Source organism: Labrys sp. E2SS-1L, from assembly GCF_057073705.1.
On sequence record NZ_CP172712.1, the window covers coordinates 2,981,484 to 3,007,119 of the forward strand.

The 25,636-nt window shown below is 62.7% G+C and carries 28 protein-coding genes and 3 tRNA genes; 26 read left to right on the forward strand and 5 right to left on the reverse strand.

Going from position 1 to position 25,636, the window contains the following annotated elements; genetic code table 11:
• Positions 1-137 precede the first annotated feature (137 nt).
• Positions 138-1,331 carry a porin gene (locus tag ACIGJE_RS13685; protein WP_415086651.1) on the forward strand — a complete coding sequence of 398 codons (1,194 nt, stop codon included), beginning with the start codon at positions 138-140 and terminating at the stop codon, positions 1,329-1,331.
• Positions 1,332-1,466: 135 nt separating this feature from the next.
• Here ACIGJE_RS13685 and ACIGJE_RS13690 read toward each other — a convergent pair whose 3' ends face one another.
• Entirely contained in the window at positions 1,467-3,545 is a 2,079-nt protein-coding gene (locus tag ACIGJE_RS13690) for a lytic transglycosylase domain-containing protein (RefSeq protein WP_483677704.1), read from the reverse strand.
• A gap of 366 nt (positions 3,546-3,911) precedes the next feature.
• Between ACIGJE_RS13690 and dapA the strand changes: the two genes are divergently transcribed.
• Together dapA and smpB are read left to right on the forward strand one after the other, a co-directional pair.
• Positions 3,912-4,802, forward strand: coding sequence for a 4-hydroxy-tetrahydrodipicolinate synthase (dapA, locus tag ACIGJE_RS13695; protein WP_440724479.1), 891 nt, complete (start codon positions 3,912-3,914; stop codon positions 4,800-4,802).
• Positions 4,803-4,936: 134 nt separating this feature from the next.
• Entirely contained in the window at positions 4,937-5,410 is a 474-nt protein-coding gene (smpB, locus tag ACIGJE_RS13700; RefSeq protein ID WP_311934428.1) for an SsrA-binding protein SmpB, read from the forward strand.
• A 108-nt stretch (positions 5,411-5,518) separates the two neighbouring features.
• Here the strand turns inward: smpB and ACIGJE_RS13705 are convergent, their stop codons facing one another.
• Both ACIGJE_RS13705 and ACIGJE_RS13710 read right to left on the reverse strand, forming a co-directional pair.
• A complete protein-coding gene (locus ACIGJE_RS13705) occupies positions 5,519-6,163 on the reverse strand; it encodes a uracil-DNA glycosylase (RefSeq protein WP_394309696.1) in 645 nt (214 codons plus the stop codon).
• A gap of 218 nt (positions 6,164-6,381) precedes the next feature.
• Positions 6,382-7,050, reverse strand: coding sequence for a LabA-like NYN domain-containing protein (locus ACIGJE_RS13710; protein WP_311934430.1), 669 nt, complete (start codon positions 7,048-7,050; stop codon positions 6,382-6,384).
• Between the two features lie 433 nt (positions 7,051-7,483).
• On the opposite strand from ACIGJE_RS13710, the gene rpoZ reads away from it, so the two are divergent.
• Both rpoZ and ACIGJE_RS13720 read left to right on the forward strand, forming a co-directional pair.
• Positions 7,484-7,861: a DNA-directed RNA polymerase subunit omega gene (rpoZ, locus tag ACIGJE_RS13715; protein WP_311934431.1), complete on the forward strand. Its 378-nt coding sequence runs from the start codon at positions 7,484-7,486 to the stop codon at positions 7,859-7,861.
• A gap of 179 nt (positions 7,862-8,040) precedes the next feature.
• Positions 8,041-10,233 carry a RelA/SpoT family protein gene (locus ACIGJE_RS13720; RefSeq protein WP_367625753.1) on the forward strand — a complete coding sequence of 731 codons (2,193 nt, stop codon included), beginning with the start codon at positions 8,041-8,043 and terminating at the stop codon, positions 10,231-10,233.
• Positions 10,234-10,306: 73 nt separating this feature from the next.
• Here ACIGJE_RS13720 and ACIGJE_RS13725 read toward each other — a convergent pair whose 3' ends face one another.
• Positions 10,307-10,651 (reverse strand): hypothetical protein, encoded by a 345-nt coding sequence (locus ACIGJE_RS13725; protein WP_311934432.1) that lies wholly within the window; start codon positions 10,649-10,651, stop codon positions 10,307-10,309.
• Between the two features lie 235 nt (positions 10,652-10,886).
• Between ACIGJE_RS13725 and pyrE the strand changes: the two genes are divergently transcribed.
• The 9 genes from pyrE (at position 10,887) to ACIGJE_RS13770 (ending at position 17,700) form a co-directional block, all read left to right on the forward strand.
• Complete coding sequence (gene pyrE / locus ACIGJE_RS13730) at positions 10,887-11,477, forward strand: orotate phosphoribosyltransferase (protein WP_311934433.1); 591 nt, start codon at positions 10,887-10,889, stop codon at positions 11,475-11,477.
• A gap of 2 nt (positions 11,478-11,479) precedes the next feature.
• Positions 11,480-12,262 (forward strand): pyridoxine 5'-phosphate synthase, encoded by a 783-nt coding sequence (locus ACIGJE_RS13735; RefSeq protein ID WP_415086655.1) that lies wholly within the window; start codon positions 11,480-11,482, stop codon positions 12,260-12,262.
• Entirely contained in the window at positions 12,259-12,666 is a 408-nt protein-coding gene (gene acpS, locus ACIGJE_RS13740) for a holo-ACP synthase (protein ID WP_367625736.1), read from the forward strand. Before ACIGJE_RS13735 ends, acpS begins: the two co-directional genes overlap by 4 nt.
• 376 nt (positions 12,667-13,042) lie before the next feature.
• Positions 13,043-13,843 (forward strand): signal peptidase I, encoded by an 801-nt coding sequence (lepB, locus tag ACIGJE_RS13745; protein WP_311934436.1) that lies wholly within the window; start codon positions 13,043-13,045, stop codon positions 13,841-13,843.
• Complete coding sequence (gene lepB, locus ACIGJE_RS13750) at positions 13,843-14,514, forward strand: signal peptidase I (RefSeq protein ID WP_415086659.1); 672 nt, start codon at positions 13,843-13,845, stop codon at positions 14,512-14,514. Before lepB (ACIGJE_RS13745) ends, lepB (ACIGJE_RS13750) begins: the two co-directional genes overlap by 1 nt.
• Positions 14,511-15,224, forward strand: coding sequence for a ribonuclease III (gene rnc, locus ACIGJE_RS13755; protein WP_311934437.1), 714 nt, complete (start codon positions 14,511-14,513; stop codon positions 15,222-15,224). The genes lepB (ACIGJE_RS13750) and rnc overlap by 4 nt, the downstream gene beginning before the upstream one ends.
• 137 nt (positions 15,225-15,361) lie before the next feature.
• Positions 15,362-16,276, forward strand: a complete 915-nt coding sequence (era, locus tag ACIGJE_RS13760; protein ID WP_311934438.1) for a GTPase Era — start codon at positions 15,362-15,364, stop codon at positions 16,274-16,276.
• A gap of 90 nt (positions 16,277-16,366) precedes the next feature.
• Positions 16,367-17,098 carry a DNA repair protein RecO gene (gene recO / locus ACIGJE_RS13765; protein WP_483677709.1) on the forward strand — a complete coding sequence of 244 codons (732 nt, stop codon included), beginning with the start codon at positions 16,367-16,369 and terminating at the stop codon, positions 17,096-17,098.
• A 65-nt stretch (positions 17,099-17,163) separates the two neighbouring features.
• Positions 17,164-17,700 carry a hypothetical protein gene (locus ACIGJE_RS13770; RefSeq protein ID WP_483677711.1) on the forward strand — a complete coding sequence of 179 codons (537 nt, stop codon included), beginning with the start codon at positions 17,164-17,166 and terminating at the stop codon, positions 17,698-17,700.
• 139 nt (positions 17,701-17,839) lie between these two features.
• On the opposite strand, the gene ACIGJE_RS13775 is transcribed toward ACIGJE_RS13770, so the two are convergent.
• The gene (locus ACIGJE_RS13775; RefSeq protein ID WP_311934441.1) at positions 17,840-18,613 is read right to left on the reverse strand and encodes a TrmH family RNA methyltransferase; all 774 of its coding nucleotides are present in this window, start codon (positions 18,611-18,613) and stop codon (positions 17,840-17,842) included.
• A gap of 214 nt (positions 18,614-18,827) precedes the next feature.
• On the opposite strand from ACIGJE_RS13775, the gene ACIGJE_RS13780 reads away from it, so the two are divergent.
• From ACIGJE_RS13780 to rplL, 12 genes are all read left to right on the forward strand, one after another.
• Positions 18,828-18,912, forward strand: a tRNA-Tyr gene (locus ACIGJE_RS13780).
• Between the two features lie 28 nt (positions 18,913-18,940).
• Positions 18,941-19,014, forward strand: a tRNA-Gly gene (locus ACIGJE_RS13785).
• Positions 19,015-19,153: 139 nt separating this feature from the next.
• A complete protein-coding gene (gene tuf / locus ACIGJE_RS13790; RefSeq protein WP_311934442.1) occupies positions 19,154-20,344 on the forward strand; it encodes an elongation factor Tu in 1,191 nt (396 codons plus the stop codon).
• A gap of 92 nt (positions 20,345-20,436) precedes the next feature.
• A complete protein-coding gene (locus ACIGJE_RS13795; RefSeq protein WP_068297496.1) occupies positions 20,437-20,757 on the forward strand; it encodes a YbjQ family protein in 321 nt (106 codons plus the stop codon).
• Positions 20,758-20,925: 168 nt separating this feature from the next.
• A tRNA-Trp gene (locus tag ACIGJE_RS13800) sits at positions 20,926-21,001 on the forward strand.
• A 284-nt stretch (positions 21,002-21,285) separates the two neighbouring features.
• Entirely contained in the window at positions 21,286-21,483 is a 198-nt protein-coding gene (gene secE / locus ACIGJE_RS13805; protein ID WP_068297493.1) for a preprotein translocase subunit SecE, read from the forward strand.
• A gap of 11 nt (positions 21,484-21,494) precedes the next feature.
• Complete coding sequence (gene nusG / locus ACIGJE_RS13810) at positions 21,495-22,028, forward strand: transcription termination/antitermination protein NusG (RefSeq protein ID WP_068297490.1); 534 nt, start codon at positions 21,495-21,497, stop codon at positions 22,026-22,028.
• 135 nt (positions 22,029-22,163) lie between these two features.
• Positions 22,164-22,595 (forward strand): 50S ribosomal protein L11, encoded by a 432-nt coding sequence (rplK, locus tag ACIGJE_RS13815; RefSeq protein WP_105865683.1) that lies wholly within the window; start codon positions 22,164-22,166, stop codon positions 22,593-22,595.
• Between the two features lie 4 nt (positions 22,596-22,599).
• A complete protein-coding gene (gene rplA, locus ACIGJE_RS13820) occupies positions 22,600-23,298 on the forward strand; it encodes a 50S ribosomal protein L1 (RefSeq protein WP_311934443.1) in 699 nt (232 codons plus the stop codon).
• A 101-nt stretch (positions 23,299-23,399) separates the two neighbouring features.
• Entirely contained in the window at positions 23,400-23,918 is a 519-nt protein-coding gene (locus ACIGJE_RS13825) for a hypothetical protein (RefSeq protein WP_367625741.1), read from the forward strand.
• 606 nt (positions 23,919-24,524) lie between these two features.
• The gene (gene rplJ / locus ACIGJE_RS13830; protein ID WP_068297481.1) at positions 24,525-25,043 is read left to right on the forward strand and encodes a 50S ribosomal protein L10; all 519 of its coding nucleotides are present in this window, start codon (positions 24,525-24,527) and stop codon (positions 25,041-25,043) included.
• A gap of 54 nt (positions 25,044-25,097) precedes the next feature.
• Complete coding sequence (gene rplL, locus ACIGJE_RS13835) at positions 25,098-25,475, forward strand: 50S ribosomal protein L7/L12 (RefSeq protein WP_068297478.1); 378 nt, start codon at positions 25,098-25,100, stop codon at positions 25,473-25,475.
• The last annotated feature ends 161 nt before the right edge of the window (positions 25,476-25,636 follow it).

Here is a 25,636-nt window from a genome sequence, read left to right on the forward strand (position 1 = left end):
TTTTGCAACGCGCCGTCTCAATAGTCGGTCTATGGAAGCTTGACCTGCGACATTTCGTTGAGTTGCCTGCGCTTTTGCCGCACTCTGCAGCTGGAGGTTGCGCGGTTGGGGATGGGCCGCCACCTTGGGGAAAAACGATGAAGGCAGTGGCGATCGGCCTTGCCGGTGCAATCTTGGGGGCTGGTGCTGCCCATGCGCAGGATTTGCCGGTTGGCAAGGGCGCGCCAGACAGCTATCTCCAGGCCTGCGTCGACATGGGTGTGGGGTTCTGGCAGCTGCCGGGCAGCGATACCTGCGTGAAGATCAGCGGCGAAGTGCGGGCCGACTATGTCGTGAGCCGCCAACGAATGCGTGAGGATGACTTCAGCGGGTTTGTCACCCGCGGCCAGATCGGTTTCGACGCCCGCACCGATACCGATTACGGCCTGCTTCGTTCCTTCTTCCTGATCGACGCCTATGTCGGCCCGAGGACGAGCACCGAATTCGTGATCGACAAGGCCTTTCTGCAGTTTGGCGGGCTGACGGCCGGCTATGCCCATAGTTTCTTCGGCATCTATGACCTCGACTATGGCAATGATCTCCTGCAGCCCTATTTCGGCTATGCCGCCACCACCAACCTCATCGCTTATACGCAGGAATTCGGCGGCGGCCTTTCGGCGACATTATCGCTCGAGGATGCGCGCGGCACGCGCAGCGACGTGCTGAATTTCTTCGGTTTTCCCGAACCGCGACGCCCTGCCGGCGGAACCGCGATGCCCGACATCGTCGGCAATGTCCGCCTCGATCGCGATTGGGGCACGCTGGCCGTATTCGGCGCTGGCCACCAGCTCCGATATCCCGGGCCGCCGCAGATCGGCGGTTCCGACTATGGCTATGCCGTCGGCGCAGCCTTCGGTCTCAACTTGCCGATACGCTCCGGCGCCCATATCGCCGTGGAGGGAACCTACGCCAATGGGGCCTCTGCCTATCTCGGCTGGCAGCAGATCGATGCCGCCTATGAGAATTTCAGTGGGCGCAAGGATATTGGCCGTGGCTGGACGGTTACCGGCGAGGCGGGCATCAACATCACGCCCGCGCTAACCCTGAATCTGCTCGGTTCCTACCTCGACTACAGCGCAGCGACCACGCGGGACTATGTCAATCCGGCGGCGCCGGATGTGAGAGGATGGGTTGCAGGCGGCAACGCCGTCTATACCGTAACCCGCGGTCTCTCCTTCGGCATCGAGGGGTTCTATTCATCCTATCGGGCCAAGGGCGGGCAGGACTTCTTTCCCTATGAGGAGGACATCCGAGGCTGGACCGGGGTGCTGCGCGTTCGCCGGACGTTCTGAGCCGGGAATTTATTCCAAGCCTCGAAGATGCAGGCGCCTACGAGACCCGACTGCATCGAAATTCTGGATTTAAAATCAAAGGTTTGGCGAAAATCACGAAACGGTACGGAGGGGCGTTTCCAAAGCCTCTCGGTATCACCGGCTCTTGCCACGAAGATCGGCCTCGATCAGCAAGGTGCTCGTGGTATCGAGGCGCGAGCGGTAGACCTGCACGTTTTCCAGCACGCGCTGCACGTAATTGCGCGTCTCCGTGTAGGGGATGCGCTCGACCCAGTCGATCGGGTCGACCTTCGGATCGCGCGGGTCGCCATAGGCCTTCACCCATTCGGCAACCTTGCCGGGACCGGCATTGTAGGCGGCAAAGGTCATGATGTAGGAGCCGCGGAAGCGACCGATCAGATCGCCCAGGTGAGCCTCGCCCAAGCGTGCATTATAGACCGGATCGCTGGTCAGCTTCTTGGCATCGAAGGCGATGCCGGCGAGGCGCGCGGTCGCCTTGGCGGTCGAAGGCATCACCTGCATCAGTCCACGGGCGCCGGCACTGCTGACGACCTCGTGCCCGAACTCGCTCTCCTGCCGGGCTATGCCGTAGACCACGGCGCGTTCGACATTGCCCGAACTCTCGAAGCCGGGAATGGCGCCGATCGGAAAGGCGATCGCATCGAGCGGCAGGCCACGCTGCGTGGCCGACTTGCCGACCGTGAGGGCCGTCTTGGTGTCCAGATTGTCGAGAGCAATCTGGCCGAGCAGGGCCAGTTGCTGGCTGTCCTGCAACTGTCGACCCATGTCGGCGACGAGAATACGAGCATAGTCACGCTTGCCGAGCGTGTAGAGCTGGTTGATGGCACGCACTGCCAGAAGGTCCTCGAAGGCCGCGCGGCTGGCGGGCGTGGCCTCGGGGAGAGCATTCAGGTCGAGCGTCCGCAGCCCCAAGCGAGCCCGGGCGATCTGGCCGTAATAGGTGATGGGGTAGCGCGCGGCTGCCTGGTAGAACCCGGTCGCCCCGGACTTGTCGCCGGCTGCTTCGGCAGCGCGGCCTTGCCAGTACGCGCCGCGCGCAACCGAGATCGGCCGCTGGGAATCGGCGCTCAGATTGGCAAAATGCCGGGCGGCACTGCGAGGATCGTTCAGGAAGCGCAGGGCGATCCATCCGCAATGGAACTCGGCCTCCATGCGGGTCGTATCGCTTTCGGCAGTAAAGCCGGCGACCACGGCATAGGCGGTACGGGCATCCCCCTGATCGAGCAAGGCACGGGCTATCAGGCGTCGCTCCGTCCACCACTGGTCGGGACGCACCAGTGCGGCGGCGTCGCGGGAGGCCTTCAGCAACAGGGCGGCGGCATCACGCGGCTTCTTCTGGCGCCTGAGATAGGCAATGCGGGCGAAGACATAGGCCGGGTCGGTGGAAACATTGGCGGCCAGCAGGGCGCCCGCATTCCTGGCCTGCCTGGCCACGGCAATGCGCTGCTTGACAAGCGTCACCACATCCGGGCCGGCACGGGCCGCAACGCGCAAGCCATCGTCATAACTGCCGTCATAGATCAGGCGATCGGCGCGATATTTATGGTCGGCGGATGAAAGCAGGGCGCCGTAGTCGCGCAGGATATCGCCCTCGAGTTGGCCGGACAGACTGTCATTGCGATAGGCGTCGCGAATGAGGGCGGTTGCGCCCGCCTGGTCGCCGTCGCGCTGCAGCACGGCGGCGAGGGCGACCTTGCCTTCGTCGGTCTCGGGCTGGGAAGAGGCGAAGAAGGCTCGCACCGTGTCGGCATCGGCTCCCTCATTGTAGAGAGCCTCTTCGCCGCGCCGCCGGATCAAGCCATTGCCGGGCCAGCTCGGATAAGTGGCAAGGAAGGCCTTGATTCGGGCGAGGCCGATATGGCGGGCGGCGCTGCGGATGGCGATCCATTCTGCTGCGGCCTGGCTGGCCGGATCGGTCAGCGACCGGGCGAGGGTGTCGCCGCCGGAGCGGTCGCTGCCCTCATAGGCGGCAATCACCTGGCGCAGGACGTCGAGCTGGTTCACCAGCGGCGGAGGAACGATGATCGAACCGGTGATTTCGGTGTCGGGGCGGGCCGAGATCGCCGGGGGAGCGGCATCCGTGCGCAGCGCGACCGTACGAGGCGGGTGCGTCAGGGTGGCATCGCCAGGCCGCGTGACCGGGGCGGCAAGCGCGCCGGTCAACACCGCGACGAAGAGGGATGTACCCGTCATGAACCGCAAGAGCATTGCCGCCACGCCAATCCAGGTGATCCGGTTTGGCGATTGTCGCGTCCTCTGATTGACGAACCGTGAATGACGACGTCGGAATGCCGCATTCTCGCCATCAGTGAGGCACGAGGAAAAGGTGATTTTCAAGGCCCGAAGGCGGCGGATTCGGGGCTGCTGCCTTAAAAAGTGGCAATCTGGAGCCGACTCATTCCATTAACCAGAGCGATGCGAAGATCATCTCGTTGAAATGGGGTGTTTTCGGCCCCCAATCGGTGCCTATGCTCTTTTCGTGACGGGGTGGCTCGTATATGTCTGGCGCCCGGCTGAGATCATCAGGGCAGCCATCCGATCGGAATCCGTGGAGTTGAGATGATGTCGAAGGCAAAGTTCAGAGGGTCGCTCACCGCTTTGGTGACGCCGTTCCGCGACGGCGCCATCGACGAGAAAGGTTTTCGCGACCTGATCGACTGGCAGATCGCCGAAGGCACCAGCGGCCTGGTGCCGGTGGGCACCACCGGCGAAAGTCCGACGCTCAGCCATGCCGAGCATCACAGGGCGGTGGAGATCTGCATTTCCCAGGCGGGTGGCCGCGTGCCCGTGATTGCCGGGGCCGGCTCGAACAATACCGTCGAGGCCATCGATCTGGCACGTCATGCCGAAAAGGCCGGCGCCGATGCCGTGCTGGTGGTAACGCCCTACTACAACAAGCCGACTCAGGAAGGGCTCTACCAGCACTTCAAGGCCGTCAACGACGCCATCGGCATTCCGATCTTCATCTACAACATTCCGCCGCGTTCGGTGGTCGACATGTCGGTGGAGACGATGAAGCGCCTCTACGAGCTCAAGAATATCGTCGGGGTGAAGGATGCCACCGGCAATCTTGCCCGCGTGTCGCAGCAGCGCCAGCAGCTCGGACCGGATTTCATCCAGCTCTCCGGCGAGGACATGACGGCTCTCGCCTTCAACGCGGCCGGTGGCCAGGGCTGCATCTCGGTGGTTTCCAACATCGCGCCGCGGCTGTGTGCGGACTTGCAGGAGGCGACGCTGCGCGGGGATTACGCCTCAGCCCTTGAAATTCAGGACCGCCTGGTCCCACTTCATGGGGCAACCTTCCTGGAGCCGGGGCTCGCTGGGGCCAAATGCGGCCTGGCCATGCTGGGGCGCCTGAAGGAAGAGGTGCGGCTGCCGCTGCTGCCGGTGACGGATGGCGCGCGTACCCAGATCCGGCAGGCGATGGTGCATGCCGGGTTGCTCAATTGAAACCCTGAAGCGGGGGAGGCAATCCCTCTCCGTCCGAAACGGCCGGGCACTCGGCTGATTCCAGGAAACGCTTCGAAAAACAAGAAGGTAGAGTCTGTTTCGAGTGTTTTGCTCGAAGGCTCTCTGGGTGATACGTGGCGGACAAGAAGGACGGTGCTCGCAAGCTGGTTGCCGACAACCGCAAGGCTCGGTTCAACTACGAATTGATCGACACCTTCGAGGCCGGGATTGTGCTGGCCGGAACCGAAGTGAAATCCCTGCGCCTGGGTAAGGCGACGATCGGCGAATCCTATGCCGGGCCATCCGGCGAGGAGTTGTTGCTCTTCAACGCGGACATTCCCGAATATCTGCAGGCCAATCGTTTCAATCATGAGCGTAAGCGTCCGCGCAAACTGCTTTTGCATAAACGCCAGATCAACAAGCTGATTGGTGCCGTGCAGCGCGATGGCCTGACGATCGTGCCCACCAAGCTCTATTTCAACGAGCAGGGTAGGGCCAAGATCGAGCTCGCTCTTGCCCGCGGCAAGAGCCTGGGCGACAAGCGCGAGACCGAGAAGAAGCGCGATTGGCAGCGCGAAAAGGGACGCTTGCTGCGGGATAAAGGCTGATCTGTGCGGACGCTGCTGGGGACGCACGCGTCCCTGCCGGTGTCTTCTTCTCCAGGGGCCTTGCTGCCAAGAGCAAGCAGGGACACCTGCGATCCCAGAAAATACCGTTCAGCGATCGAGAATGCCGCGGATGGTCTCGAAAACTGCCCGGAACATCGGCGTGGTCAGGCGGCCCGTATTCGTGTTGTAGCGGGAGCAGTGATAGCTGTCGACGAGCGTCAGATTGCCGATCTGGTGCTGCGCGTGATGAGCAAAGGGAAAATGGGCCGGCCTGCGGCCGAGGGCGGTGACCACGCTGTCATGTCCGATCTTGCCGAGCGCCAGGATGACTTCAAGGTTCGCCATCTCCTTGACCGTATTGGCCAGAAAGGGGCGGCAGGCGGCGATTTCGCTGCCGATCGGCTTGTTCTCGGGCGGCACGCAGCGCACGGCGTTGGTGATGCGGCAGTCGACGAGTTCGAGGCCGTCGTCAGGACGCTCGTCATAGGTGCCGCTGGCAAAGCCGAAATCGCCCAATGTCTCGTAGAGCAGATCTCCGGCCCAATCGCCCGTAAAGGGCCGCCCAGTACGATTGGCACCCTGGAGCCCCGGCGCTAGGCCGGCGATCAGCAGCCGGGCAGAGGCCGGGCCGAAACTGGAAACCGGCGCATTGTGCCAATCGGGATGCCTGGCACGTGCCTGCAGACGGAAGGCAACGAGCCTCTCACAGAGCGGGCAGTCGCGCCCAGGTTCTTGGAATTGGCTGGCGGTCATCGATTACTCGAGCAAAGGGCGTCTTGAAGAAACGCAGCTTGCTCTCGCTCCCTGTTTCCTAGCCAATCCAACGGATTGGCTAGGGCGTCTTTGCCGGTCCCGCTGATTCCGTCAAATCGCAAAGTGCCCGAGGCCAGGAACGAAACCGCAGTGCGGACGGAGCCAGCAGGCAGGCCCCGTCAAATGAAGGCACCGATCGTGCGAGGCGAGTTCTCGACCTATTGATCGTCGGATTGGCCGCTCGAACTCGCCGACATGAAGCCAGGGGTCTGGCCGGCGAAGCCCTGCTGGGGCGGTTGGCGGGTCGGCGCGGGGCCGGCCGGAAAACTGCCGCCGGCCTGGCTGCGCACGGCCCGCTCGGACGGATCGCGGCCGATCTTGCTTTGAAGCGTGACGAGGTCGACGAACTCGTCCGCCTGGCGGCGCAATTCGTCGGCGACCATCGGCGGCTGGGTCGATATGGTGGAGACCACGGAAACGCGCACCCCCTTGCGCTGCATGGCCTCGACCAGGGAACGGAAATCGCCGTCGCCGGAAAACAGGATCATGTGCGAGATGTGATCGGCCAGTTCCATGGCATCGATGGCAAGCTCGATGTCCATATTGCCCTTCACCTTGCGGCGGCCGGTGGAATCGACGAATTCCTTGGTCGGCTTGGTGACGACGGCATAGCCATTATAATCCAGCCAGTCGATCAGCGGACGGATCGACGAGTACTCCTGGTCCTCCACCAGGGCGGTATAATAGAACGCTCGCACCAGATAGCCGCGGCTGTGGTACTCCTTGAGCATTTTCCGGTAGTCGATATCAAACCCCAAGCTTTTCGCCGTTGCGTAAAGATTGGCGCCGTCAATAAAGAGAGCGATGCGTTCCTGGGTGTTGTTCATTCTTCTGCCAGTTGAGGTTCGTTCTGCTGATGCTCGGTTTGATCGAATGCGATTGAAATCGGTCTAAATTACAGTCTAGAATTAATCCCAAGGGCAACATCGAGAGGGGGCTCTCTGTGTAATCCCAGCGGAACGGCAGCAACGGCAAGTTTAGGCCCGATACATTCAGCTTGTGCCTATCGCGGTATAGAATGTCAAGGTTATCAGCATTGTCGTTAGATTGAGTGTTTTCCAATGAGAGTGTTGACAGGATTATTGCAATATCGAGACGAGCAGCCTCGATATGTAAGTCGAATGAGGTAGAACTTGCGGTCAATCTCCTTGCCTCGGAGGCCCGACGATACCACGGATCGGCCTTTTAGGGTTGCACAAACTCGCCTGGCGGTGTAGTTGGCGCGCTTGATCCCAAAACACGGTACAGAAAGGCGTCGCCATGGCCCGCGTCACGGTGGAAGATTGCATCGACAAGGTCGAGAACCGCTTCGAGCTGGTTCTGCTGGCCAGCCATCGCGCCCGCATGATCGCCGGCGGCGCTGCGCTGACGGTCGATCGCGATCGTGACAAAAACCCGGTGGTGGCTCTGCGCGAGATCGCGGATGAAACCCTGACCCCGGATGACCTCAAGGAAGACCTGATCCACTCGATGCAGAAATATGTCGAGGTGGACGAGCCCGAATCGGATCCGGCCGCTCTCGCCGCCGGCGATTCCGACGACAATGTCGCCTTCGACCGCATGTCGGAAGAAGACCTGCTGCGCGGCCTGGAAGGGCTGGTGCCGCCGGCCAACAATGGCTCGGACGACGAAGAATAAGCTCTTCGCTTCCTCCCAGGCAATTTCAGCGGGCCGGCATCACCGGCCCGCTTTTCTTTTGCGCTGCACCCGTATTGAATAGCGCGATGCTTCGGTTCGATCGAAGCGCGGTAATGAGGTGAGCCGGGTGCGGCAACGCTGCCGGCGGGAGACTGTGAGTGACGGCGCCATTTCGCCTGATGCGGCAATATGAACTCGTCGACAAGGTGCGGGCCTATAACCCGGCCGTGAACGAGGATCTTCTCAACGCCGCCTATGTCTATGCCATGCAAAAGCATGGTGCCCAGTTTCGCGCCTCGGGCGATCCCTATTTTTCCCACCCCTTGCAGGTGGCCTCGCTACTCACCGATCTCAAGCTCGACGACGCCACCATCGCCGCCGCCCTGCTGCACGACACCATCGAGGACACCGATGCCACGCGCGGCGAGATCGAACGCCGTTTCGGCAAGGAGATTGCGGCTCTCGTCGACGGGCTGACCAAGATCAAGAAGCTCGATCTGGTTTCCAAGGAGGCCAAGCAGGCGGAGAACCTGCGCAAGCTCTTGCTGGCCATCGTCGAGGATGTGCGCGTTCTCCTCGTCAAGCTCGCCGATCGCCTGCACAATATGCGCACGCTCAATTTCATGCGAGCCGAGAAGCGCGCCCGCATCGCCCAGGAGACGCTGGACATCTACGCCCCGCTTGCCGGGCGTATGGGCATGCAGGATATGCGCGAGGAGCTGGAGGACCTGTCCTTCCACGAATTGCAGCCGGCCCATTATGAAACCATCGTCCGCCGCCTGGAAGGATTGAAGCGCCGCAATGGCGCATTGATCGCGGAGATTGAGAATGATCTGCGCGAGCGGCTGCAGGAGCGCGGCATCGAGGCGACGGTCAAGGGGCGGGAGAAGCGCCCCTACTCGATCTTCAAGAAGACAGAACAAAAGCAGGTCGCCTTCGAGCAACTCTCCGATATCTTCGCCTTTCGCGTGCTGGTGAACAAGGTGGAGGATTGCTATCGCGCACTCGGCCTCGTCCACACCAAATGGCCGCTCGTGCCGGGCCGCTTCAAGGACTACATCTCCACGCCCAAGCAGAACGACTATCGTTCGCTGCACACCACGGTGATCGGCCCGGGCCACCAGCGCGTCGAATTGCAGATCCGCACCGAGGAGATGCATCGCATCGCCGAATTCGGCATCGCCGCCCACGCCCTCTACAAGGAGAACAAGGCCGGCGACAGCCTGCGCCTGGAAGGGGAGAGCCGGGCCTTTGCCTGGCTGCGCCGAACCATGGCGATGCTGGCCGAGGGCGACAATCCGGAGGAATTCCTCGAGCATACCAAGCTCGAACTGTTTCAGGACCAGGTGTTCTGCTTCACGCCGAAGGGCAAGCTGATCACCTTGCCGCGCGGGGCCAACGCCATCGATTTCGCCTATGCCGTGCATACCGATGTCGGCAACACGGCGGTGGGCTGCCGCGTCAATGGCCGCACCACGCCGCTGGTCTCCGAACTCTACAATGGCGACGAGGTTGCCATCATCACCGCCAAGCAGCAGACGCCGCCGGCGGCCTGGGAGACGCTGGTCGTCACCGGCCGGGCTCGGGCCGCCATCCGCCGTGCCACGCGCACGGCGGTGCGTGCGCAATATGCAGGGCTCGGCCAGCGCATCATCGAGCGCGCCTTCGAACGGTTGGAGAAGACCTATAGCCCCGATGCCTTGCAGGGGGCGCTCAAGCGGCTGGCCCGCAAGAGCGTGGACGATGTGCTCACCGCCGTCGGCCGCGGCGAAATGCGTTCGCAGGATGTGGTGCGGGCGGTGTTCCCGGACTTCAAGCTCGAACAGTCGAGCCATGCCGCTGCCGGGCTCGACGAGACCTGGTTCGGCCTGCAGGGCGGCCAGAATCTGCGCTTCAAGCTGCCTGGGGGCGGGGATCCGGCCAAGGCTGCCATTCCGGTGCGCGGCCTGATGGGCGATCTGCCGGTGCGCTTTGCCGAAGGAGGGGCGGTACCCGGGGACCGCATCGTGGCAATCCTCACGCCGGGCGAGGCGATCACCATCTATCCAATCCAGTCGCAGGCGCTGGCCGATTTCGAGGACAGGCCGGAACTCTGGCTCGACGTGCGCTGGGATCTGGAGGCGGCACGCGCCGAGCGCTATCCCGCCCGGATTCAGGTGGTTTCGATCAACGAGCCGGGCACGCTCGCCCAGATTGCCCAGGTGATCGCCGAGACGGACGGCAATATCGACAATCTCGCCATGCAGCGCCGCTCCTTCGACATGACGGAGATGATCGTCGATCTCGAGGTCTACGACCTCAAGCACCTGCTCGCCATCATCGATGGCTTGCGCGCCCGCAAGGTGGTGAGCGAGGTGCAGCGCGTGATCTGAGGCCAGCAGCGCGGTCACAGCGACATGCGGGCATGTCGCTGGGAGGTCCGCGTTCCAAGCAGGCGCAAGGGCGTCAGGAGCATTGTCCGCCGATGCTGGTCATGCCGATCACGCGCCCGAACATCAGGCTGACGAGGACGGCGCAATTGCGGTCATAGGCCAGGCCGTAGCGAGCCAGGATCCGCTTCTGCTCAGGCAGCGGGATGGGCGGCGTATCACCGCGCTGGCGAAAGTCGAGACGATTGCCGAGATAGACGAGGCGAACGGCGCCGCCTTCCGCGGCGCGAAAATCCGGCTTGCCGTAGCGCTCGACGAAAGCCTGTTCCGACGAGCCCATCGAGAACAGCGGCCGGATACCGCTGTCGCCGATCGTGCATCCGGTGAGCAGCAGCGACAGGCAGAAGATCAGTTTTCTCACGGTACTCGCGCTCCATATCTCGAAAAACAGCGGGAGGTTGGCGGCTAAACCGTGTTGCGACTAGACGAAGTCTCCTGGAAGCGCAAAGGCATATCCAAAACCTCCCGTTGCCGACCCACGGGCGGGACACCGCCGTTGGCTCTTCACGAAATTTTCGACCTCCAACCGGTGTCGGCCATTGATCTGTACGCCCCGGAAGCGTAGCCCGTACAACCGGAAAAACCAGGAGACGATGATGACGCAGGATGAGGTGCTGGCGGAATTCCGGGCGGCGGGGGCATTGCTCGAAGGACATTTCATCCTGACATCGGGACGGCATTCCGCGGTCTATCTGCAGAAGAACCTCGTCTTCATGGATCCTCCGCGCACCGAACGTCTTTGCCGTGCCTTGGCCGAGCGCATCCGCGCCGCCTATGGACCCATCGACATGGTGGTGTCCCCGGCCGTGGGCGGCATCGTGCCGGGCTACGAGACCGCGCGCGCGCTCGGTGCCAAGACGGTGTTCGTGGAACGCGAGAATGGCCAGTTCCAGCTGCGGCGCGGCTTTGCCATTCCCAAGGGCGCCCGCGTGGTGATGGTGGAGGATATCATCACCACCGGCCTGTCCTCGCGGGAATGCCTGGCCTCCATCGCCGACCAGCCGGGCGAAATCGTCGGGGCGGCCTGCCTGATCGACCGCTCGGGCGGCAAGGCCGAGCTCGGCAAGCCTCTGGTGGCTCTGGCGACCTTGGACATCCCCACCTTCGAGGCCGACAAGCTGCCGCCGGAACTTGCCAGCCTGCCGGCCGTCAAGCCCGGCAGCCGGGCTCTCGCAGGACAGGCCTGAAGATGACCGCAACTGCTCTGCCCAAGGTTCCGCGCCCGGAGGCTCTGCGCCTGGGTGTCAATGTCGACCACGTGGCCACCGTGCGCAACGCGCGCGGTGGCCTCTGGCCGGATCCGGTCCGCGCCGCGCATCTGGCGGTCGAGGCCGGCGCTGACGGCATCACCGCCCATCTGCGCGAGGATCGCCGCCATATCCGAGATGCCGACATCCGTCGCATCCGCGCCGAAGTGAAGGCGCCGCTGAATTTCGAGATGGCGGTGACCGACGAGATGCTGGCGATCGCGCTGGACGTGAAGCCCCATGCCGTCTGCCTGGTGCCGGAAAAGCGTGAGGAGCGGACCACCGAAGGAGGCCTGGACGTCAGGGCGGGCGAGGCCAATCTGCGGATGGCGATCCCGCGGCTCAAAGGCAGCGGCATCCGTGTCTCCCTGTTCGTCGAGCCGGACAGGGCGGTGCTGGAAGCCTGCGCCGCCCTGGGTGCCGATATCGTGGAGCTCCATACGGGCACCTGGTGCGAAGCCGTCGCTTCGGGGGAGACCGGCCATGCTGCTGCCGAATTCGAGCGCTTGAAGCTCGGCGCTTCCATCGCCGCGGGCCTCGGCCTTGAAGTGCATGCGGGGCACGGGCTCGACTTCGAGACCTCTGAAATCCTGGCTGCGGTACCCGAATTCGCCGAGTTCAACACCGGGCATTTCCTGATCGGAGAGGCGATTTTCGTCGGGCTCGCCGAGAGTATCCGCACCGTCAAGGCGGCAATGGCGGCTGGACGGAGTCGTGCCGGATGATCATCGGCATCGGCAGCGATCTTTGCGACATCCGCCGGATCGAGGATGCACTCGCCCGTTTCGGCGAGCGCTTCGAACGGCGCTGCTTCACCGAAGGCGAACGGGCCAAGGCCGCGGGCCGGGCCGACAAGGCCGGTACCCTTGCCAAGCGCTTCGCTGCCAAGGAGGCCTGCTCCAAGGCCCTGGGAACCGGCGTCAACGGTATGGCGGGCATTCACTGGCATGACATGGAAGTCCTCAATGCCGAGAGCGGCCGGCCCGAATTGCGGCTGAGCGGCGCGGCCTTGCGTTGCCTCGGCGACATGCTGCCCGAGGCGCATGAGGCCCATCTTCATCTCAGCCTGACCGACGAGCATCCCCTGGCGCAGGCCTTCGTGGTGATCGAGGCCCGACCGCGCGCTTGAGAGGAAAGGTTGTCCGCCGCCGCGCAATTGCCGAAATCATGCTGTTTCTGGCATCCGTCATTCCGGCGAATGATCGATGCTGTCAGGGCGTTTCGTCAGGCATGGTACGGCGCCAGACGAGGACGAACCCCGCTCTCATCCGGCGCAAGACCTCGCCTCACCACATGCCCGCGCGGCAGGCTCTGTCGTTGCACCCTCAATCCGCAGGGGTTATAGCAGCCGCAACAGGGTTGTTTCGTTACAAAGCTTCCGGAGCTTGCCTCAAGGCCGGCTCCGGAAGCTTTGCGTAATTTCAAGGTTCTTGCGGGATCTTGGATCGGAGCAATATTTCGAGGCTCCGGTTCCGCCAAGGACCGCCTCCAAAGATGGAAGATCGATGAGCGTGGCCAGCCAACCGAACAAGACGCCCGACACCAGCGGCGCCGCCAAGAAGACGTCGAAAGATGGCGGTATCGGCGAGCTCATCAAGATCATCGTTCACGCGCTCATCATCGCGCTGGTGGTCCGTACGGCCTTGTTCCAGCCGTTCAACATTCCGTCCGGCTCGCTGATCCCGACGCTCCTGGTCGGTGACTACGTCATGGTCTCCAAATACAGCTATGGCTGGTCGCGCTATTCGGTGCCGGTGATTTCCGGCATTCTGCCATCGGGCCGCCTGTGGGCCGGCGAGGGGCCCAAGCGCGGCGACATCGCCGTCTTCAAGCTGCCCAAAGACAATTCGACCGATTTCATCAAGCGCGTCATCGGCCTGCCAGGCGACCGCATCCAGATGCGCCAGGGCCGGCTGTTCATCAACGGCACCATGGTTCAGCGCGAGCAGGCTGGGACCTATCTGGTCAAGGATGAATTCGGGCGCGACAAGCAGGTGCCGAAATATATCGAGACCCTGCCCAACGGCGTGAAGCACGAGGTCATCGAGATCCAGGGCGACACTGGCTACTATGACAATACCGACGAATATGTCGTGCCGCCGGGCAACTACTTCATGATGGGCGACAACCGCGACAATTCCGATGATTCGCGCGATCTTGCCGCTGTCGGCTATGTGCCGCTCGACAATTTCGTCGGCAAGGGCCAGATCATCTTCTTCTCCGTCGCCGATGACGCCTCGCCGCTCGCTTTCTGGCAGTGGCCGTGGACCGTGCGCGGCAGCCGGTTGTTCTCGCTCATTCGATAATGACGGATCGGACCACGCCTGACGGAGTGTTGTATCGAATTCGGCCTCGTGCGAGCCGCCTCGGCAGATTGCTGCTTGCCGGTGGCGCTTTGCTGTTGCTCGCCTCTTGCCGCAATTTCTCCGTGCCGAGTGGTTCCAACATCCCGACGCTGCTCGTGGGGGACATCGTAATGGTGTTGCCCTTCGGCGAGGGGCCTGCAACCGGGGCTCCCGCTCGCGGCGACATGGCGGTGTTCCGATTGCCTAAGGTGCGATCGAGCTATTTCATCAAGCGGGTGATTGGCCTGCCGGGGGATCGCATCCAGATGCGCAATGGCCGTCTGTTCATCAACGGGGACATGGTGCGCCGCGAACCAGCCGGCAGTTACAAGACTGCGGTGGAGTTCGGTAGCGAGAAGCCGGTGCCGAAATACCGGGAGATCCTGGCGAATGGGCGCACTTATGAAGTGATCGAGATCCAGGGCGACAGCGGCTATTACGACAATACCGATGAATATGTCGTTCCGGCCGGCCATTGCTTCGTGATGGGTGATAACCGCGACAATTCCGACGATTCGCGGGATCTTGCGGCTGTCGGCTATATTTCGCTCGAGAATTTCGTGGGCAAACCCTGGCGGGTCCTGTTCTCGACAGCCAAGGCACAAATGCGTCTGTTTAAGATCATACAATGAGTTCGAAGAAGAAACCTGCGCTCGAAACACTGGAAGCTGCGCTCGGCCATGTCTTTGCCGATCGCTCTCTTTTGGAGCGGGCGTTGACGCATATCAGTTTCCTCGATGGGCCAGGCCGGCTGGCGAGCTATCAGCGCCTTGAATTCCTCGGCGACCGTGTGCTCGGGCTGGCGGTCGCGGACATGCTCTACCGCGTCTTCCCCGATGACGAAGAGGGCGCCATGTCGCGCCGGCTTTCCGATCTCGTGCGCAAGGAGACCTGCGCGGCCGTCGCCACCGACTGGGGCGTCGGTCCGCACGTCAAGCTCGGCCTGGGCGAAGCCCATTCGGGCGGGCGCAAGCGTGTCACCACGCTGGGCGATGTCTGCGAGGCCCTGATCGGCGGCGTCTTCGTGGATGCCGGCTATGAGAAGGCGCGCGCCGTGGTCGAAAAGGCCTGGCGCGAGCGGCTCCACGCCCCGGTGCGACCGCCGAGCGACGCCAAGACGGCGCTGCAGGAATGGGCCCAGGGCAGGGCCCTGAAGGCGCCGACCTATCGCCTGGTCTCGCGCACTGGGCCCGACCACAATCCGCGCTTCGTGATTGCCGTCGACATCGAGACGCTGACCTCGGCCGAAGGCGAAGGCAAGTCGAAGCGCCTGGCCGAGCAGGCCGCCGCAGCCGCCTTCATGGCGCGGGAGGGTATTTCCCTGGAGGGGCGTCGCGGCTGATCGGGCCGGCGGAACGCCCACTCATGCGCCTTCGGGCTCGCCGAGCTCTCCGGAAAACGAAGAATAAACCCGGCCGCTGTGCATCATCGGCCAATCGAGCCGTATTTCGGCACGCCAATGTCTGCTAGAAAGCTGAAATGAACCAGACTTCAAACACCAGATGCGGCTTCGTCGCCCTGATCGGCGCCCCCAATGCCGGCAAGTCCACGCTGATGAACGCCATCGTCGGCGCCAAGCTGTCGATCGTCACCCACAAGGTCCAGACGACGCGTGCCATCGTACGCGGCATCGCCATGGCGGGGGATGCGCAGATCATCTTCGTCGACACGCCCGGCATTTTCCAGCCCAAGCGCCGGCTCGATCGGGCCATGGTCACCACCGCCTGGAGCGGCGCGGCCGATGCCGATGCCGTCTGCCTGCTCGTCGATGCCCAGCGCGGGCTCGACGAAGGCAATGAGGCGATCCTGGAAAAGCTCTCTGCCACCAAGCAGAAGCGCATCCTCATCCTCAACAAGATCGATGCGGTGAAGCGCGAGAAGCTGCTGGAGCTTGCCCAGGCCGTCAACGCACGACTGCCCTTCGACGAGACCTTCATGGTGTCGGCGCTGACCGGCAGCGGCGTGGAGGACCTCACCAACCATCTCGGCTCCATCATGCCGGCCGGACCCTGGCTCTATCCCGAGGACCAGATATCGGATGCGCCCCTGCGCTCGCTGGCGGCCGAGATCACGCGCGAGAAGCTGTTCCTGCGCCTGCATGACGAGCTGCCCTACGAATCGACGGTGGAGACCACGGCCTGGACCTCGATGAAGGATGGTTCGGCCCGCATCGAGCAGACGATCTACGTCACGCGCGAGGGGCACAAGAAGATCGTCATCGGCAAGGGGGGAGAGACCATCAAGGCGATCTCCATGGCGGCCCGCAAGGAAATCATGGCCATGGCAGAGGCGCCGGTGCATCTGTTCCTGTTCGTGAAGGTGCGCGAGAACTGGTCCGATGACCCCGAGCGCTATCGCGAAATGGGCCTCGAATTTCCGGTGGAGAAGCCCTGAGGCGGGTTCCTTCTGGGAGTGTCGGCCTCCTGGCTGACATCGCTGACACTCCAGGCCCCCGCGTTACTTTGCCTGGGCGAGGCAGTTCCGATGGAATGGATCGACAGCGGTTACATATTGGGTGTGCGCCGCCATGGCGAATCCAGCGTGATCCTGGAGACAATGACCAGGGATCATGGCCGTCATCTCGGCATGGTGCGCGGAGGGCGCTCGCGGACATTGCAGCCGGTGCTGCAGCCAGGCAATGAGGTGCAACTGACCTGGCGTGCCCGGATCGAGGGGCATCTCGGCCATTTCGCCATCGAGGGGCTGACATTGCACGCCGCCCGCTTCCTCTCCTCCCGGCAAGCCCTGTTCGCCATGACCCATGTGGCGGCTCTGGTCCGCCTGCTGCCCGAACGCGATCCGCATCCCGGCCTCCACGAGGCGCTCGGCCACCTCGTCGAGGTGCTTGGAGAACCTGATCTGGCACCGGCATTAATTGCTCGCTTCGAACTCGAGATCCTGTCGGATCTCGGCTTCGGCCTCGACCTGGCTGCCTGCGCCGTCACCGGCCGGCAGGACGACCTCATCTATGTCTCGCCCAAGAGCGGCAGGGCAGTCTGCCGGGAAGCCGGAGCTCCCTGGCATGACAGGCTGCTGCGCTTGCCCGCCTTCCTGCGCGGGGAGGAGGGCATGCCCGAAGCGGGCGATATCGCGGATGCCTTGCGGCTGACCCAGTATTTCCTCGAGCGCGATGTCTTTGCGCCGCGCGGTCTTGCCATGCCCGAGGGGCGCCGCGTCCTGCTGGAGAGTCTGGTGGTGGCGGAAGAAAAGGGTTAACCAATCCTTATTCCGCCAAAGTCATTGGCTACCAGCGATGGAATGAAGTTTTCGAGGATGACGCCGTGACGATCCGTCCCGTTTCCCTGTTGGCGATTGCACTCGCTCTTGCCGCCCTCCCGCTAACGCAGGCCCAGGCGGGCTGGCGTGACGCTCCCTTTTATGGCGATGGAGGCTGGGACGGCGAGTTCGAGGCGCCCATGCGCCCTTATCACCCCAGGCCCGTTTATCGCGGGGACGATGGCGGCTACGAGACCCGCAGCTTTTATCCGCGCCCTGCCTATCCGCGGCCGTGGGTGAGGGGGCCGGCCTATGAGCCCGATATCGACGGGTCTTATGACGTGCTGCCGGAAGAGCGCGGTCCGGCGGTGCGTCCGCTTCGCCCGCCGCGCAGTGTCGTCGGAACACCGCAGAACCTGCCGCGTCCGGCGCTGCCGAAGCCGCGCAGCGCGGCCTTGTCGGCACCCAAGAAGGTCGATCCGCCCAAGGCCCTGCCGCTAGCGGCTGCCCCGAAACCGCGCCCAGAGCCGATTCAGGAGGCAAGAGCATTGCCGGTGCCGCGGCCCAATCTCGAAAGCATGGATTTCGAGCCCCCGAAATAGGGCGGTGGCTGCCATTTGGGCGAGATCTGGAACGTCAGCCTCCGGTTGACATCACGGGTGCCGGAAAGCGCTCGGTTTTCAGGATGTCAGCCGGGGGCTGGCACTCCGAATTCATTGCGCTCTTCCAGCAAGCGCAATGCTAGGCCGGTATCCTCGTCCGCGCGACATAGAGCGCGAGGGCCGCAGCGTTTGAGACATTCAGGCTCTTGATCGCGCCGGGCATGTCGAGCCGGGCCAGCGCATCGCAGAGAGAGCGCGTGCGCTGGCGCAGTCCCTTGCCCTCGGCGCCGAGCACGAGCGCCAGCGGCCCACCGAATGCCGTGCCTTCCAACGTCGCCGGTCCCTCCGAGTCGAGGCCGATTCGTGTCACGCCGCTCGCCCCCATTTCATCCAGCGTATCGCCGAGATTGCGCACGGAAACGACCGGCACATGTTCCAGGCCCCCTGACGCCGACTTGGCAAGCACGCCGGTGGCTGCAGGCGAATGGCGCTCCGTGGTGATGATGGCTGCCACCTTGAAGGCGGCAGCCGAGCGGATGATGGCGCCGACATTGTGGGGGTCGGTGATCTGGTCGAGCACCAGGACGATGTCCTGCGCGCCGAGTTCCCCGAAAGCGGGAGCGGGCAGGGGGGCCGCTTCCAGATAGAGTCCCTGGTGAATCGAATCGGCTGTGAGCAGACGGTCGATATCGCCCGGGCGGACGGTTTCCGGTTTGATTCGCGTTTCGACCTTCTCGTCGGCCAGCCTTTTCAGGGCGTTTTCGGTGGCGAGCAGCCGCTTGAGCTTGCGCTTGGGGTTCTGCAACGCCTCGCGCACCGGGTGCCAGCCATAGATCACCACCGTATCGAGCGTTGCCTCGCCGGCATAGCCTCGATGGTGGCCGCGATGGCCCCTGCGGTCCCTGTCCTTCATGTTTATCTCCGTTCCGGGGATTGCCCATGGCATGGCTGGCGTACCAAAAAAAGCCCTGTCCGCGATTAAGTGTAAAAACTCGTCGACAATTGTCGCCTTTTGGGTTGACAGGCACCGATCCCCTCACCATAACGGCGCCCTCTGAACGACGCGGTCGCGCCACTTGGCCGCTTCGATTTCGCAGCGGCGTCACAGCGTTGCGGAAGGACGTTTTGGAGGGGTGCCCGAGTGGTTAAAGGGGACGGACTGTAAATCCGTTGGCTCAGCCTACGTTGGTTCGAATCCAACCCCCTCCACCAAACGTCCGAGGAGCTCTGTGCTTGGTTTGCGGGTGTAGCTCAATGGTAGAGCAGCAGCCTTCCAAGCTGAATACGAGGGTTCGATTCCCTTCACCCGCTCCACTCCCCTTCGGTCGGATTTCGGGCCCCACAAGCCTCGTGCTCCATTCTCTTCTTGCACGTCGCCGCAAAAACCCCTATCGAGCCGCCCGATATTTCGCACCGGCGAAATACCCAATCCTCCAATGCTGGAAACGGGGCTATGGCCAAAGAGAAATTTGAACGCACGAAGCCGCACTGCAACATCGGCACGATTGGTCACGTTGACCATGGCAAGACGTCGCTGACTGCGGCGATCACGAAGGTTCTTGCCGAAACGGGCGGTGCGACGTTCACGGCGTATGACCAGATCGACAAGGCTCCGGAAGAGAAGGCTCGCGGCATCACGATCTCGACGGCGCACGTCGAGTACGAGACCAAGAACCGCCACTATGCCCATGTCGACTGCCCCGGCCACGCCGACTATGTGAAGAACATGATCACGGGCGCGGCGCAGATGGATGGCGCGATCCTGGTCGTGTCGGCTGCCGACGGCCCGATGCCGCAGACCCGCGAGCACATCCTCCTGGCCCGCCAGGTCGGCGTTCCCGCGCTGGTGGTGTTCCTGAACAAGGTCGACATGGTCGATGATCCGGAGCTTCTGGAGCTGGTCGAGCTCGAAGTTCGCGAGCTTCTGTCGAAGTACGAGTTCCCCGGCGACGACATTCCGATCACCAAGGGTTCGGCGCTGATGGCGCTGGAGAACAAGTCTCCGGAGATCGGCCATGACGCCATCCTGGCCCTGATGCAGACGGTTGACGACTACATCCCGCAGCCCGAGCGCCCGATCGACCAGCCCTTCCTGATGCCGGTCGAAGACGTGTTCTCGATCTCGGGCCGTGGCACCGTGGTGACCGGCCGTGTCGAGCGCGGCATCGTCAAGGTCGGCGAGGAAGTCGAGATCGTCGGCATCCGCGCCACCCAGAAGACGACCGTCACCGGCGTCGAGATGTTCCGCAAGCTGCTGGACCAGGGCCAGGCCGGCGACAACATCGGCGCGCTGCTGCGCGGCACCAAGCGTGAGGACGTGGAGCGCGGCCAGGTGCTGTGCAAGCCCGGCTCCGTGAAGCCGCACACCAAGTTCAAGGCCGAAGCCTACATCCTGACCAAGGAAGAGGGTGGCCGTCATACGCCGTTCTTCGGCAACTACCGTCCGCAGTTCTACTTCCGCACGACGGACGTGACGGGCGTGGTGACGCTGCCGGAAGGCACGGAGATGGTGATGCCGGGCGACAACATCGCCATGGAAGTCAATCTGATCGTGCCGATCGCCATGGAAGAGAAGCTGCGCTTCGCTATCCGTGAAGGCGGTCGTACCGTCGGCGCCGGCGTCGTCGCCGCCATCATCGAATAAGCCTGGGCGAAAGCTCGAGTTCGGAACGGCGCAGCCTTGGCTGCGCCGTTTTTGTTTGTATTGCTGACTCCACCGCATTCGAGGAACAGGTCATGATCGTCGTCACCACCAATGATCTCCCAGGCTACCGTGTCGTGAAGCATTTCGGCGTGGTGCGTGGCATCACCGTGCGTTCGCGCAGCGTGATCGGCAATATTGGCGGCGCCATCCAATCGGTGTTCGGCGGCAAGCTGTCCGTCTACACCAACCTGGCCGAGACTGCCCGGCAGGAGGCTTACGAACTCCTGGTGCGCCATGCCGAAGAGATGGGCGCCAATGCCATCATCGCCATGCGCTATGACGCCAACGAGATCATGGATGGAATCACCGAGGTGTTGGCCTATGGCACCGCGGTTGCGGTCGAGCCGGTTTGAACAGGCCCTGGGCGGCCAGCGCAGCAAAAGCCGTATGAAAGAGGGCGCCGGGCGCAGGCCCGTCGGACTTTCGTCGGGTCGGCGATGAAAATTTACACGATCATCTCCATCTGCGGGATTGCGCCAAATCATTTGCGCGGCTATGTAGGCGCCGCGCGAGCAACGCGTAGGGGTATAGCTCAGCTGGTAGAGCGACGGTCTCCAAAACCGTAGGTCGCGGGTTCGATCCCTGCTGCCCCTGCCAATTTACGCGGATGAGGCGTTCAGCTTTTTTCGCTCTGTCATGAAAGCCGGGGGATGGGGCTTGGCCGCACCCTCGGTTTTGTGTTGGCAAAAACGGCCGGACAGGATTTGCAAGCCCGCGGGGCGGGGTGGCAAAGCCTGCGAGGTTCACAGTCGTCGCAGAGCCTGGCTGGTCGGATCATCTCCGCATCGTCCATGCTCCGCTCAGGCCCGGTCTTGCATTTGCGAGGCAGGATTTCGAAATGAGTGCCGGAACAATTCTGTTTCGGTCAAGGCGGTAGAACGATGGCAAAGACGACTCCGATGGAGTTCTTGCGACAGGTTCGCAATGAAACGAACAAGGTCACCTGGCCCACCCGCCGGGAGACCATGATTACGGCCCTCATGGTCGTTATCTTCACCATCGCCATGGCCATCTTCTTTTCGATCACGGATGCCGTTTTGATCCGTGTCGTCTCCTTCATCGTGAATCTGGGCCGCTAGGGAAATCCATAATGGCCAAGCGCTGGTATATCGTTCACGCCTATTCCAACTTCGAGAACAAGGTCGCGCAGTCGATTCGCGAGCAGGTCGCCCAGCGTGGGCTCTCCGATCTGTTCGAAGAGATCCTGGTGCCGACCGAGAAGGTCGTCGAGGTTCGCCGCGGCCGGAAGGTCGACACCGAACGCAAGTTCTTCCCCGGCTATGTGCTGGTGAAGTGCGACCTGACGGACGAGGTGCATCACCTCATCAAGAACACGCCGAAGGTCACCGGTTTCCTGGGCGCCGACAAGGCTAAGCCCGTGCCGATTCCCGACCGTGAGGCGGAACGCATCAAGGGCCAGGTCGCCGACGGCGTCGAGCGTCCCAAGCCCTCCGTCAGCTTCGAGGTTGGCGAGCAGGTCAAGGTGGCCGACGGTCCCTTCGCTTCGTTCAATGGCATCGTCGAGGAAGTCGACGAGAGCCGCGCCCGCCTCAAGGTGGCGGTTTCCATTTTCGGCCGGGCCACTCCGGTCGAACTCGAATACGGGCAGGTCGAAAAGGTCTGATCCCGTACGCGGGAGGAGAAGCAAGGCCATCGCCGCCTTGCCGAACCGAACCGCGAAACTCCGGCCATCGCGTTGATGGCCAGCCATCGGAGACGATGGCCGATAACCGCGGGGCAACCCGCATAGGAGCAACAAATGGCGAAGAAAATTACGGGCTACGTCAAGCTTCAGGTTCCGGCCGGCGCCGCGAACCCGTCGCCGCCCATCGGCCCGGCGCTCGGTCAGCGCGGCCTGAACATCATGGAATTCTGCAAGGCCTTCAATGCGAAGACCGCGCAGATGACCAAGGGCATGCCGATCCCGGTCATCATCACGGCCTATCAGGACCGTTCGTTCACCTTCGAACTGAAGCTTCCCCCGGTGTCCTACTGGGTCAAGGAAGCCGCCGGCATCAAGTCGGGTTCGCAGACTCCCGGCAAGGGCGCCAAGGCTGGCAAGATCACGATCGCCCAGATCCGTGAGATCGCCGAGAAGAAGCTGCCCGATCTCAACTGCGATACGGTTGAGGCCGCCATGGCCATGGTGAAGGGTTCCGCCCAGTCGATGGGCCTCGAGATCGTCGGGTGATATGATGGCACATCAAGGAAAGCGTATCCGCGCGGCCAAGGAAGGCATTGACCGCATCAAGCTTTACGGTCTGGACGAGGCAGTGGCCCTGATCAAGGACCGCGCCAAGGCCAAGTTCGACGAGACCGTCGAGATCGCCATGAACCTGGGTGTCGACCCCCGCCATGCCGACCAGATGGTCCGCGGCGTGTGCAACCTGCCCAATGGTTCGGGCCGCACCCTGCGCGTGGCCGTGTTCGCCCGCGGCGCCAAGGCTGACGAAGCCCGCGCTGCTGGCGCCGATGTGGTCGGCGCCGAGGATCTCGTCGAGATCGTCAATGGCGGCAAGATCGACTTCGATCGTTGCATCGCTACCCCCGACATGATGCCGCTGGTCGGCCGTCTGGGTAAGGTGCTCGGCCCGCGCGGCATGATGCCGAACCCGAAGGTCGGTACGGTGACCATGGACGTCACCGGTGCCGTGCAGGCTTCGAAGGGCGGCGCCGTCGAGTTCCGCGTCGAGAAGGCCGGCATCGTGCACGGCGCCGTCGGCAAGGCTTCGTTCTCGGCCGAGAAGCTCGCCGAGAACATCAAGGCTTTCGCCGATGCCGTGGTCAAGGCCAAGCCGACCGGCGCCAAGGGCACCTATGTCCAGCGCGTTGCCCTGTCCTCGACCATGGGCCCGGGCGTGAAGATCGACCCGGCCAGCGTGCTCAGCGCCTGATCGACCTGACAGGTTGAAATCGAGAACCCCGCCGAAGCTGCTTCGGCGGGGTTTTTTTGATAGATCCGGTCGCGGCGTATCTTCACATCACCGGGAGCAGCATGTCTCGACGCAAATTTCTTGCGCTTCTCGGAGGCGCCACTGTGCCGGCATGGGTTGCAGGAGCGAGCGCCAAGGAACTCGACTACAGCAAGCTTCACCAACTCGATGCAGAAGATCTAGCCGAGCAGGGCATGAAAACTGCGTACGAGGCGCTTGCGGCCGACCTCAGGCATCATGGCATCGAGCCTGCGGCCATGGCGGAGGAGATCGATCCGGATGCTCCGACCTATGCCGTGCATATCAGCGGCCGAAAATATGTCGTCTATTCGCCGGAAGTCACGTCGAATGACTACCAGTCATGGGGGCAGGCGACTTACCTCTTCTTCAAGATCGTGAACGACCAACTCGCTGAAATTAATTCGAAGGTGCGCTTCTACGCGATCAATGGCGGCAATGATCTAGGTGGGTTATTCCTGATGCCGGACGACGCCATTGCCGCCAGGAATTCGCTACCGCGACGGGAGGATTGGCCCTACATCCCGACCGATACCGCGCCATGGTACGGGCAGTTTCATTGACCGACCGCGAAACGAGGCCTTGGGAGACTTTCGGCTGGCGCGGCTAATTGATTGCCGGCAAGGGCAGGGCGCCGTATCGTCGAAGGTCAAAATGCGACGATGCGTTTTTGGAAAAAGCACATCCCTGATGCAAATTCCCCCTTGGCAATTCGCCCGGGAGGGACTATATCGCCCTTCTCACTGAACTGATCAAAGGTTCATGACCCTGGGATGTGTAAACAGCCCGGGATTTTTGCTGTCCGAAGCAATTTGGACGGCTGACTGGCCGGCTGGGTTTTCGAACCTTGACGGCCATGTCCTGTCCGAGACTGCAGGCGCAGGGAAACCTGCTTAATTGCCGGGAGAGGCCTTTAAAAGCGCTCCTTTTGGCCTGCATAGACGGGGAAGACCGGTTTTCGGTGTCCGCCTCGCGGCTGCCTCGTGAATTGGTTCGATCCGGCTCACTCGTCCTTACGGCCTGTGTCATTTTGACGCACATGTGATGATGAGGGACAGGCAATCGAGCGTCGCCTTCGTAAAGGTCTCGGTTCGCCGGTGCCCGGAAGGCGGCAAGTGCAACGGTCGGCTTTCCTTCCATTTCGGAAAGCTGCAACCGGAGAGAGCAACGTGGAAAGAGCGGAAAAGCAGGAGTTCATCGGCTTTCTCCAGGAGGTCTTCACGACCACTGGGGTTGTCGTCGTAGCTCACTATTCCGGCCTGACCGTCGCCCAGATGCAGAACCTGCGCAAGCAGATGAAGCAGGCTGGAGCGACTGTGAAGGTCGCGAAGAACCGCCTCGCCAAGATCGCTCTTGATGGCACGGATGTGGCCTCTATCGCGCCCCTCATGAAGGGCCCGACCCTGATCGCTTATTCGAGCGATCCGGTGGCTGCACCCAAGGTCGCCGTCGACTTCGCCAAGGCCCACGACAAGTTCGTGATCCTGGGCGGCGCGATGGGCAAGACCTCTCTGGACCAGAACGGTGTCAAGGCGCTTGCGACCTTGCCGTCTCTGGACGAACTGCGCGCCAAGCTGATCGGCCTCATCCAGGCCCCGGCTACCAAGATCGCTCAGGTCGTCAACGCACCGGCTGCCAAGCTGGCTCGCGTGTTCGGAGCCTATGCCAAGCAAGACGAAGCGGCGTAAGGCCGTTCGCAACCCGATTAAACCGGTACGAACCAAAACCAAGGATTATGGACAATGTCCAAGATTGAAAAGCTTGTTGAAGACCTGTCGAGCCTGACCGTGCTCGAGGCTGCCGACCTCGCCAAGGCCCTGGAAGAGAAGTGGGGCGTTTCGGCTGCTGCGGCTGTTGCCGTCGCTGCTGCTCCCGGCGCTGCTGCCGCTGCTCCGGCTGCTGAAGCCCAGACCGAGTTCACCGTCGTTCTGGCCGCTGCCGGCGACAAGAAGATCGAGGTCATCAAGGAAGTCCGCGCGATCACCGGCCTCGGCCTCAAGGAAGCCAAGGACCTGGTCGAAGCTGCTCCGAAGCCGGTCAAGGAAGCCGTTGCCAAGGAAGAAGCCGACAAGATCAAGGCCGCCCTCGAGAAGGTCGGCGCCAAGGTCGAGCTCAAGTAAGAGAGCTTGCTTCAGGCGTTTTGGCTCCGGGGTTTTCCCCCGGGGCCTTTTCGGCGTTTTAGGCCAGGCTCCATTAGGACCTGGCCTGGGCGCCGGAACGGCGGACCAGAGAATCTTCGAGGCTCGGCCTCCTGGGATTTTCCGGTCCGCCGTGACGAGAA

What these genes read in the sequence shown, in the direction of transcription:
- ACIGJE_RS13685 (WP_415086651.1), top strand. Translation starts at nt 138, where the DNA reads ATGAAGGCAGTGGCGATCGGCCTTGCCGGTGCAATCTTGGGGGCTGGT.
- rplK (WP_105865683.1), top strand. Translation starts at nt 22,164, where the DNA reads ATGGCGAAGAAAATTACGGGCTACGTCAAGCTTCAGGTTCCGGCCGGC.
- pyrE (WP_311934433.1), top strand. Translation starts at nt 10,887, where the DNA reads ATGACGCAGGATGAGGTGCTGGCGGAATTCCGGGCGGCGGGGGCATTG.
- lepB (WP_415086659.1), top strand. Translation starts at nt 13,843, where the DNA reads ATGACGGATCGGACCACGCCTGACGGAGTGTTGTATCGAATTCGGCCT.
- ACIGJE_RS13735 (WP_415086655.1), top strand. Translation starts at nt 11,480, where the DNA reads ATGACCGCAACTGCTCTGCCCAAGGTTCCGCGCCCGGAGGCTCTGCGC.
- ACIGJE_RS13690 (WP_483677704.1), bottom strand. Translation starts at nt 3,545, where the DNA reads ATGACGGGTACATCCCTCTTCGTCGCGGTGTTGACCGGCGCGCTTGCC.
- dapA (WP_440724479.1), top strand. Translation starts at nt 3,912, where the DNA reads ATGATGTCGAAGGCAAAGTTCAGAGGGTCGCTCACCGCTTTGGTGACG.
- rpoZ (WP_311934431.1), top strand. Translation starts at nt 7,484, where the DNA reads ATGGCCCGCGTCACGGTGGAAGATTGCATCGACAAGGTCGAGAACCGC.
- acpS (WP_367625736.1), top strand. Translation starts at nt 12,259, where the DNA reads ATGATCATCGGCATCGGCAGCGATCTTTGCGACATCCGCCGGATCGAG.
- tuf (WP_311934442.1), top strand. Translation starts at nt 19,154, where the DNA reads ATGGCCAAAGAGAAATTTGAACGCACGAAGCCGCACTGCAACATCGGC.
- recO (WP_483677709.1), top strand. Translation starts at nt 16,367, where the DNA reads ATGGAATGGATCGACAGCGGTTACATATTGGGTGTGCGCCGCCATGGC.
- ACIGJE_RS13720 (WP_367625753.1), top strand. Translation starts at nt 8,041, where the DNA reads ATGCGGCAATATGAACTCGTCGACAAGGTGCGGGCCTATAACCCGGCC.
- ACIGJE_RS13825 (WP_367625741.1), top strand. Translation starts at nt 23,400, where the DNA reads ATGTCTCGACGCAAATTTCTTGCGCTTCTCGGAGGCGCCACTGTGCCG.
- lepB (WP_311934436.1), top strand. Translation starts at nt 13,043, where the DNA reads ATGAGCGTGGCCAGCCAACCGAACAAGACGCCCGACACCAGCGGCGCC.
- ACIGJE_RS13775 (WP_311934441.1), bottom strand. Translation starts at nt 18,613, where the DNA reads ATGAAGGACAGGGACCGCAGGGGCCATCGCGGCCACCATCGAGGCTAT.
- secE (WP_068297493.1), top strand. Translation starts at nt 21,286, where the DNA reads ATGGCAAAGACGACTCCGATGGAGTTCTTGCGACAGGTTCGCAATGAA.
- era (WP_311934438.1), top strand. Translation starts at nt 15,362, where the DNA reads ATGAACCAGACTTCAAACACCAGATGCGGCTTCGTCGCCCTGATCGGC.
- rplL (WP_068297478.1), top strand. Translation starts at nt 25,098, where the DNA reads ATGTCCAAGATTGAAAAGCTTGTTGAAGACCTGTCGAGCCTGACCGTG.
- rplA (WP_311934443.1), top strand. Translation starts at nt 22,600, where the DNA reads ATGGCACATCAAGGAAAGCGTATCCGCGCGGCCAAGGAAGGCATTGAC.
- ACIGJE_RS13710 (WP_311934430.1), bottom strand. Translation starts at nt 7,050, where the DNA reads ATGAACAACACCCAGGAACGCATCGCTCTCTTTATTGACGGCGCCAAT.
- ACIGJE_RS13705 (WP_394309696.1), bottom strand. Translation starts at nt 6,163, where the DNA reads ATGACCGCCAGCCAATTCCAAGAACCTGGGCGCGACTGCCCGCTCTGT.
- nusG (WP_068297490.1), top strand. Translation starts at nt 21,495, where the DNA reads ATGGCCAAGCGCTGGTATATCGTTCACGCCTATTCCAACTTCGAGAAC.
- rnc (WP_311934437.1), top strand. Translation starts at nt 14,511, where the DNA reads ATGAGTTCGAAGAAGAAACCTGCGCTCGAAACACTGGAAGCTGCGCTC.
- ACIGJE_RS13795 (WP_068297496.1), top strand. Translation starts at nt 20,437, where the DNA reads ATGATCGTCGTCACCACCAATGATCTCCCAGGCTACCGTGTCGTGAAG.